Source organism: Arthrobacter sp. efr-133-R2A-63 (assembly GCF_030209795.1).
Classification (GTDB): Bacteria; Actinomycetota; Actinomycetes; order Actinomycetales; family Micrococcaceae; genus Arthrobacter; species Arthrobacter bambusae_A.
On sequence record NZ_JARVRG010000036.1, the window covers coordinates 75,905 to 83,846 of the forward strand.

A 7,942-nucleotide genomic window follows, 5' to 3' on the forward strand; every position below is an offset into this window, starting at 1 on the left:
AGAGGCAGGGACAGCCCTGTTGCCGCAACACCCACTAGATAAGCCGCACGCTTTCTGCCTGGGGGCCCTTCTGGCCCTCGCCCAATTCGAAGTCGACCCTTTGTCCTTCTTCGAGCGCACGGAAGCCATCCATCTGGATGGCGGACCAATGCACAAAGATATCGTCACCGGATTCATCCACGGTGATGAATCCGTAGCCCTTTTCGGCATTGAACCATTTGACGGTTCCCAAAGCCATGATCCCCACACTTTCAACTAGCTGTGGCCGGCTTCCGGGATCTCCGGGCCAGCTCACAACTACTGTAACCACAGTCACGTTGCCGTAGCGCAACCTTGGGTGCGGGTAGCCGCAATGTTATTGAGGCGTAACCGAGTTCCTACTTGTAACCGGGGCCCAGAATGACAACTACGGGCTGCTGGAACTCGGCGCTGTCCACCAGGTTGGAGATACCCAGCAATTTGCCGAGCGCTTCGGCGTTGCCCTTCTGGGCCGCGCCTTTGTAGAAGACCGACGACGTCTGCTGGGGCATGCCGCCCCAGTTGGCGACGGTGGACAACGGCCATCCCCCGCCTTGCACCATGCCGGCCACACGGGCAGCCAGTCCACCGGTGGTGGTGCCGTTGTAGACCGCGACTACCGCGGTCTTGTCCAAGGGCGCCGTGGTGGGGGTCGGCGTGCTGGAGGGAGTATCGCTCGGGCTTGGTTGCCCGGATGCCTGCACAGAGCTACTTGGAGACGGCATGCTGCTCGCAGAGGGCGACGCCGCGGCACTTGGCTTCGAGGCGCCCGCCGTGGCGACGGCTTGCGGCGTCGTCGATGAGGTGAATCCCAGCTTCGGAAGGACGAGGAACGCCACGAGGCCGACAGCCAGCGCAATGCCGCCCAGGAGCAGCACCGGCCACAAGGCTGCGCGGGAAGCGGACGCGACGAGCCTGTGGACACCTTGGCGCGATGAGCTCTGCGGGACACGGTCGAATTCATCCCGGGCAAATTTGGTCATGGTGAAGCCTTGTCCTTGCTGCTTGCTTGCTGGGGTATCAGCGGATGCTTTATGCGTCGGAACCGAGACGGCGCGCTGTGCGGGCCCTCTGACGTGACATACGTAGTCTACGCAATCTCTTGACCAGCATGGGATCGTGCGCCAGTGCTTCCTCGGTGTCGATGAGGGCGTTGAGGAGCTGGTAATAGTGGGTCGCGGACAGATCGAAGAGTTCCCGGACGGCCTGTTCCTTGGCCCCGGCGTACTTCCACCACTGCCTCTCCAGGGCGAGCATCTGCTGTTCACGCTCGCCGAGCGGCGAATCGCTGCGGAGTCCGGCGGACAGGTCTTCGAGCACCAATCCAGTTGCTTCGGACGCCATGGGTTCCCGTGCGGGTTCTGCCACGACACACTCCTTCGACGCATTGACTGAAAAATGTCCCCCACCCATGATACCGGGCGAATAACACGGATGTCATTTGCCCCGCCGCGGGAGGAACTCCCGAGGGCCCGCTTTCCCCAGATGCCCCACGACAGGGAGAATGGCTGGGTGGCAGGCGAAGAAGCGTTATTTGAGCTTGAATCCGAGGACCGCTCCGCCGGGTTCGAAGCACTCCCGGGGATGGCCTTGGAGGACCTGATGGCGCCGGACTGGGCCGACGCGCTCTCCGGCGTCGAGGACGAGTTGCGCTCGGCGCTGGCCTTCGTGGCGGGCGAGGCCAGCCGCGGAACCCAGGTACTGCCTGCCGCGTCGAACATCCTTCGCGCATTCCGGCAGCCACTGGCCGACGTCAAAGTGCTGATCCTCGGCCAGGACCCCTACCCGACGCCGGGACACGCCGTCGGGCTCGCTTTCGCGGTTTCCGGACAAACCCGGCCCATCCCCCGCAGCCTTTCGAACATCTACCGGGAGATGGAGTCCGACCTCGGGCTCCCGCAGCGGGTGCACGGAGATCTTTCGGCCTGGACGGACCAAGGGGTACTTCTCCTGAACAGGGTGCTGAGCGTCGCTGCCGGTGCGGCCGGCTCGCACCGGGGCAAAGGCTGGGAGGCCATCACGACGGCGGCGGTCACCGCCGTCGCCCGCCGCACCAATGCTGCCGGGCTGCAGAGTCCGCTGGTCGCGATCCTGTGGGGCAAGGACGCTGAAGCCGTCCAGCCCCTCCTTGAAGGCGCCCCCGTGATCTCCTCCGCGCACCCCAGCCCGCTCTCCGCGTCGCGGGGCTTCTTCGGTTCGCGCCCGTTCAGCCGGGCCAACGAGCTGCTCCGCAGGCAAGGCGCGGATCCCGTCATCTGGGAACTTCCACCACTGCCTTAGCTTAGGCTTGCCTACATGACATCTTTGCCTGCGACGTCGTCTGCATCCCGGAATACCCGCCCCCAAGTGAACCTGACTGTCCTGCGCACGGAACAGCTTTCGCCCCACATGGTGCGCATCATTGCGGGTGGACCCGGTTTTGCCGGCTACGCGAACAACGGCTTCGTGGACCGGTATGTGAAGATCGTCTTCCCGCAGCCCGGCGTCGACTACGAGCTGCCTCTGGATCTCTGGGCCATCCGCGAGACCATGCCGCGCGAACAGTGGCCTTACACCCGCACCTACACCGTCCGCTGGGTGGACCAGGCCGCGCAGGAATTGGCCATTGATTTTGTGGTCCACGGCGACGAGGGCCTTGCGGGTCCGTGGGCCCTGGCGGCCCAGCCGGGCGACACGCTTGTTTTCACAGGACCCGGCGGCGCCTACAACCCGGCACCCGACGCCGACTGGTACCTTTTCGCGGGCGACGACGCCGCGCTCCCGGCGATCGCCGCAGCAATCGAATCCCTGCCGGCCGACGCCAAGGGCCTGGCTTTCCTCGAAGTCGATAGCGACGCCGACATCCTTGCCATAGCGGCCCCCGACGGCGTGGAGCTGCGTTGGCTCCTTCGCTCCGGAGTCCCGGCCGGATCCAGCTCGATCCTGCTTGATGCCTTGGGCGAAGCGGAGTGGCTGCCCGGCCGCGTCGACGTGTTTGCGCATGGTGAACGCGGTTACATGAAGGGACTGCGGGACATCTTCTTCAAGCAGCGTGGGCTCGAGCGTTCCCAGGTATCGCTCTCTGGATACTGGGCCCAGGGGCGCGTCGAGGACGATTTCCAGGCAGAGAAGAAACTCCCGATCGGGCAGATCTAGGGCGCAGCTTAGCGCCTGCGGACGCGGCGTCGCTCGTTGCTGGCAAGGCCCTTTGTCAGCGGACGGGCAAGGTTGTCGCCCAGGACAATTCCCGCGGCCACGCCCAGCACGATTGCCCCGGCGTTGAGCATGCCGCCCGAACCGAGCAAGACGTCCGCTTCCTGCACGGTCAACACATACATGGAACGGAATATCTTCAGGCCGGGGAGCAAGATGAGGGCGGCCGGGACGGCCACCACCAACTGCGGGGCCCCCAGCCTGAGGGCGACCATGCGGGCGAGCAGACCGATGACGACGGCGGAAATCGCCGGCGAGAGCCGGTCTCCAAAGCCGAGGTTTGAAGCCCCCCACAAGACGAAGTAACCCACCAAGCCCACTGCCGCCGTCGGGAGCAGAAGCTTGAGGAGGGTCTGTTCGGTGATGCCGATGGCAATCACCCCGATGGCGATCAGGATGGCCTGGCCCCACAATGGATACGCTTCGGGGAATGTTTGCGTGACGTCGATCGCGACGCTGCCGATGAGGTCACCCACAACCACTGCGACGGCGATCCCCGCAACGATCGCGCCGAAGGTCAGGATGGTGGACAGGAAACGTCCGGCCGCAGTCACGGGGAATCCGTTGATGGCATCTTGCACCGAGGAGACGAGCCGGCCCGTTGGCAACAGCAAGAGGATGCCACCTGCCACGACGATCGACGGCGGGATGTCCGCCCCGGCCCAGTGGAGCATGAGCGCGATGAACGTGACCAGGAAGGAGCCAGCGGCTGTCACGAAGAAGTCAGGCGTGCGCCACTTGCCCAATTGGCGGGCCACGAGGTTGACGAGCATGTTGGAGACGAAAGCCAGGGCGGACGCTCCCAGTCCCCCGCCGAGGACCCCGACGAAGACAGCGGCGAAGACGCCGAATGCCATGGTGACCATCCACCGCGGGAAGGGCTTGCTGCTGCGGATGATGTCATCCAGCCGCCGCACGGCCTCGGCCCTGCCCACCCCGCCGGCCACGATGTCCGTGACGAGTTGGTGCACCTGGGCCAAACCTGCGTAGTTGTTGGTCCAGGAACGAACGACGCGGAGCAGGGTCAGAGGGGTCTGCTCCTTGGGTGCGTAGTTGATCTGGACTGACTGGTTGGTGATGTCCACTTCGATGTTCTTCAACCCGAGCGCGGCCGTGACTGCGATGATGCTGGTCTCGACTTCGAGGGCCCCGGCTCCGTACCGAAACATGGATTCTGCCATGTGCAGCGCGAAGTCGATGGTCTTGCGGGCCGAAGCGTCAACGCCGCCCACATGGATGATGGGGTTGGCGTAGGGACTGCCTGCCAGTCGATCGACGATGCTCATAGGGGCGGTGGGTGGGTTCTCGCCCTGCACGAGCCTGCGAAGCATGCGCTTTGCGTTGACATTCTGGCGCACCTGGGATGGCTTCAGCGGCTGCGTCTTGGGCAGGCCGTCGGTGTTGGGCCTGTTGTCGGGGCGGTCAGTCAAGCGGGTGTTCCTCCAAAGGGCGTGGTTCCTCCAAATACGATGGCATGCACATGCGGGTAGCCGGGGTGGCGTTGAGATCCTGGTGGAACTGCTGGCCTAGTAGAACTGTTGACCAGTGCGGCGGGTGTAGACCTGCCGCGCTATACGCTCCCCGGCCGCGGTCCAGAGCTTGTACTTCAGCGGGCTGATGACTTGGTCGTAGCAGCCGACAAAGTCGGTGACGGCCTTGCTGAAGCTGGTCTTGAACAAGCCAAGCCCGTGGAACGGATGCGAAGTGTCTTTGAGCCGGTCAGCGGGAGGAGTGCCGCAGAAATCGTACTCCGTGCAACCCAGTTCCTTGACCTGGTTGATGGCGGTCCACTGAACCAGGTGCGAATCGCCGTACTGCGCGCGCTTCTGCAGCGATCCGCCGTCCTTGTAGGTGCCCTTCCGGCCATAGTTGATGACGAAGGCTCCGACCGAGGGGACACCGTTTTCAAAGACAAACAAGAGCCTGCCCTGGCCACGTTCGATGAAGTTGGTCCAGAACTGGCGATAGTACCCGAATTCGCGGACCCGCACTTGGGACTTCGCCTCGACGGTGTTGGTCATCAGCGCATACATGGAGCGGAAGTTCTCTTCCGTGGGTTCCATGGTGTGGACTTCAACCCCTTCGCGGATGGCCCGGCGGACGGCGTTGCGGCCGCGGGAATGCAGGTTGCGCAGTAGCTGGTTCTCCTCGGGAGAGATGTCCAGCAGGGCTGTGGAGTCGTTCGGCTGCAGGTTGGGGGTCTTGACCACTCCGGTGGCTTCGATCGCGTCCCGGGCTTCGCTGCTGAGGACGATGTCCGGCTCGATTTTCACTGCGAAGACGCCGAGCTTGTCCCGCTTCACGAATTCGCGGTTGGCTTTGATGATCCCTGGAATGTCCTCGACGCCGGCAACATCGGGGCCCTTGATGAGGTACCAGAGCTTGCCGAGCAGCGGGAACGACTTCTCCAGGACCAGGTTGTAGCTGCTGTAGTCCTCGGTCTCGTAGACGAGATGCAGGGGCTTCCAGCCGAAGTGTTGCTTCAAGTCCGCGAAGGCCTCGGATTGGAGGAGGTTGCCGCCGTTGGGGTTGGCTGTGACGTGTTTGTCCCAGTGTTCGATTTCCTCGGCGGTGGCAAAGCGTGCGGTAAATTCTCGCAAGGGGGCCGTGTCCAATCAGTTGCGTTCGTGAGGCAGCAGGCACCGGTGTGCGGCGCAGGCGTTCAGCTCCAAGTCTATCGGCCACCACGGAGGGCTAGGGAATGGCCGGCTTCAACGCCTGGCCGTGGATGGCAGATCCGGGCCTCACAGCCGGGGCAAAGGTTCTCCAAAGTCCACAACTAATCCGGCGGCGGAGAGTAGTCATAACAACACCTGAACCAGGAGGATCCGATGATCGTCTACCGCCCCATTCCGCCGCTCTCCGCCGGCCGCAGCAACAGCTTGTGGTCGGTATTCGCCGCTATGGCATCCGCGGCACTGCTGGGCCCGGCCTGGCCGTCCGGTACCCGCCGCGTCGACCATCAGGAAGCGGTCGTCAGCACTCCACGACGTTGACGGCGAGGCCGCCCATGGCGGTTTCCTTGTATTTGGAGGACATGTCCTTGCCGGTTTCGCGCATGGTCACGATGACCTCGTCCAGGGAAACGCGGTGGGTGCCGTCCCCCCAGAGCGCCATCTTCGCGGCGTTGATGGCCTTCGCCGCGGCGATCGCGTTGCGTTCGATGCACGGAATCTGCACGAGTCCGCCGATCGGGTCGCAGGTGAGGCCCAGGTTGTGTTCCATCGCGATCTCGGCCGCGTTCTCCACCTGTCCCGGGGAGCCGCCCATGACTTCGGCCAAGCCGGCGGCGGCCATCGAGGAAGCGGAGCCGACCTCGCCCTGGCAGCCCACTTCGGCGCCGGAGATCGAGGCCTGCTCCTTGTAGAGCACTCCGACGGCGCCCGCGGCAAGCAGGAACTTCACCACGACGTCGTCGCGGTCCTGTTGTGTGGCCTTGTCCATTCCGGGGGCGAAATGCAGGGCGTAGTACAGCACGGCGGGGATGATGCCGGCGGCGCCGTTCGTGGGCGCGGTGACAACGCGGCCGCCCGAGGCGTTTTCCTCGTTCACGGCCAGGGCGATCAGGTTCACCCATTCCTGCCAGTACTTCGGATCCCGGTAGTCAGGGTCCTGGTCTTTTGTTTCCTTCAAGAGCCGCTCGTGCCAGTCGGGGGCCCGACGGCGGACCTTCAGCCCGCCGGGCAGCACGCCTTCGCGCTTGAGGCTGGTTTCGACGCAGCCCTCCATGACGGACCAGATGTGGAGCAGGCCTTCGCGGATTTCCTCTTCGGTCCGGGAAGCCCGTTCGTTGATGAACATGATGTCCGAAATGCCGAGTCCCTTGGAGGAGCAGCGTCCCATCAGCTCGGCGGCAGTGCGGAAGGGCAGCGGAAGTTCCTTCTTGGACTCCTCCAGTTCCTTCTGGGCTGCGTCCTCTTCGCCTTCGCGGACAATGAAGCCACCGCCCACGGAGAAGAACGTCGCCTCGTGCAGGACCTCGCCGTCGGCATCGGACACGGAGAACTTCATACCGTTCGTATGCCGGGGAAGGACCGTGAGGGGGTGCAGGATCATGTCCGCTTCCCCATACGGCAGGGATACCCCGGATTCGGGCTCGACGGCGCCGCCAAGGTTCAGCTGGCCGGTCTCCGCGATCGAAGCAAGCCGTTCCTCCACTTCCTCGGGGAGGATCTGCTCGGGGTGGTAGCCCTCCAAGCCCAGCAGCACCGCGGTCATGGTGCCGTGCCCCCGGCCCGTAGCAGCCAGGGAACCATACAGGTCAACGCGCAGGGACGTCACCCGGTCCAGCTTTCCCGAAGCCTTCAGCTCGCCCGCAAAGACCGCAGCAGCCCGCATCGGCCCCACGGTATGCGAACTCGAAGGACCAATCCCAATAGAGAAAAGATCGAAGACGCCAACAGCCATGTCGGTTTCCTTAGTTAGTTGTGGTCGGGGACGGTGGGGAGGTGAGCAGCGCGGCCCCTTCGGGACCGACATCCGGCAGCGGGCGTCCCCGCCGTCCCCCTAACCTCGCAAGCTCGGTCAGGGAACCCGGACGGCGTGGGCCCATTCGGTCGCGGAAACGTCCGCCCAGCGGGCGTCTTCGCGACCGAGCCCGCAGAGGATGCCGGCCCCGACGGGCTGTTGGTTCCGACAGGTTCGCCGGAACCAACAGCCAAAAGAGAACCTCAGCTGAGGTTCGCGACGCCGGGGTAGAGCGGGTGCGCGGCGGCGAGTGCCTCCACGCGGT

Annotated in this window: 9 protein-coding genes; 3 read left to right on the forward strand and 6 right to left on the reverse strand. The window is 64.4% G+C overall.

Annotation, left to right across the window (positions count from 1 at the left end; genetic code table 11):
• Positions 1-34: 34 nt before the first annotated feature.
• From QRN45_RS18975 to QRN45_RS18985, 3 genes are all read right to left on the reverse strand, one after another.
• Complete coding sequence (locus QRN45_RS18975; RefSeq protein WP_059388209.1) at positions 35-238, reverse strand: cold-shock protein; 204 nt, start codon at positions 236-238, stop codon at positions 35-37.
• A gap of 139 nt (positions 239-377) precedes the next feature.
• Complete coding sequence (locus QRN45_RS18980; protein WP_241708149.1) at positions 378-1,001, reverse strand: LytR C-terminal domain-containing protein; 624 nt, start codon at positions 999-1,001, stop codon at positions 378-380.
• Positions 1,002-1,050: 49 nt separating this feature from the next.
• Positions 1,051-1,386 carry a DUF3263 domain-containing protein gene (locus QRN45_RS18985; protein WP_059388211.1) on the reverse strand — a complete coding sequence of 112 codons (336 nt, stop codon included), beginning with the start codon at positions 1,384-1,386 and terminating at the stop codon, positions 1,051-1,053.
• Between the two features lie 117 nt (positions 1,387-1,503).
• On the opposite strand from QRN45_RS18985, the gene QRN45_RS18990 reads away from it, so the two are divergent.
• Together QRN45_RS18990 and QRN45_RS18995 are read left to right on the forward strand one after the other, a co-directional pair.
• Positions 1,504-2,298 carry a uracil-DNA glycosylase gene (locus QRN45_RS18990; protein ID WP_242598640.1) on the forward strand — a complete coding sequence of 265 codons (795 nt, stop codon included), beginning with the start codon at positions 1,504-1,506 and terminating at the stop codon, positions 2,296-2,298.
• Between the two features lie 15 nt (positions 2,299-2,313).
• Positions 2,314-3,153, forward strand: a complete 840-nt coding sequence (locus tag QRN45_RS18995; protein WP_241708147.1) for a siderophore-interacting protein — start codon at positions 2,314-2,316, stop codon at positions 3,151-3,153.
• 8 nt (positions 3,154-3,161) lie between these two features.
• Here the strand turns inward: QRN45_RS18995 and QRN45_RS19000 are convergent, their stop codons facing one another.
• Entirely contained in the window at positions 3,162-4,640 is a 1,479-nt protein-coding gene (locus tag QRN45_RS19000) for a threonine/serine exporter family protein (protein WP_241708146.1), read from the reverse strand.
• 96 nt (positions 4,641-4,736) lie between these two features.
• A complete protein-coding gene (locus tag QRN45_RS19005; protein ID WP_241708145.1) occupies positions 4,737-5,810 on the reverse strand; it encodes a lipid II:glycine glycyltransferase FemX in 1,074 nt (357 codons plus the stop codon).
• Positions 5,811-6,041: 231 nt separating this feature from the next.
• Here QRN45_RS19005 and QRN45_RS19010 point away from each other — a divergent pair, with 231 nt between their 5' ends.
• Positions 6,042-6,206, forward strand: coding sequence for a hypothetical protein (locus tag QRN45_RS19010; protein ID WP_171983419.1), 165 nt, complete (start codon positions 6,042-6,044; stop codon positions 6,204-6,206).
• Here the strand turns inward: QRN45_RS19010 and QRN45_RS19015 are convergent.
• Positions 6,187-7,617 (reverse strand): L-serine ammonia-lyase, encoded by a 1,431-nt coding sequence (locus QRN45_RS19015; RefSeq protein ID WP_241708144.1) that lies wholly within the window; start codon positions 7,615-7,617, stop codon positions 6,187-6,189. The two genes, QRN45_RS19010 and QRN45_RS19015, sit on opposite strands and share 20 nt — an antisense overlap.
• Between the last annotated feature and the right edge of the window lie 325 nt (positions 7,618-7,942).

What these genes read in the sequence shown, in the direction of transcription:
- QRN45_RS19010 (WP_171983419.1), top strand. Translation starts at nt 6,042, where the DNA reads ATGATCGTCTACCGCCCCATTCCGCCGCTCTCCGCCGGCCGCAGCAAC.
- QRN45_RS18980 (WP_241708149.1), bottom strand. Translation starts at nt 1,001, where the DNA reads ATGACCAAATTTGCCCGGGATGAATTCGACCGTGTCCCGCAGAGCTCA.
- QRN45_RS18990 (WP_242598640.1), top strand. Translation starts at nt 1,504, where the DNA reads ATGCCCCACGACAGGGAGAATGGCTGGGTGGCAGGCGAAGAAGCGTTA.
- QRN45_RS18995 (WP_241708147.1), top strand. Translation starts at nt 2,314, where the DNA reads ATGACATCTTTGCCTGCGACGTCGTCTGCATCCCGGAATACCCGCCCC.
- QRN45_RS18975 (WP_059388209.1), bottom strand. Translation starts at nt 238, where the DNA reads ATGGCTTTGGGAACCGTCAAATGGTTCAATGCCGAAAAGGGCTACGGA.
- QRN45_RS19015 (WP_241708144.1), bottom strand. Translation starts at nt 7,617, where the DNA reads ATGGCTGTTGGCGTCTTCGATCTTTTCTCTATTGGGATTGGTCCTTCG.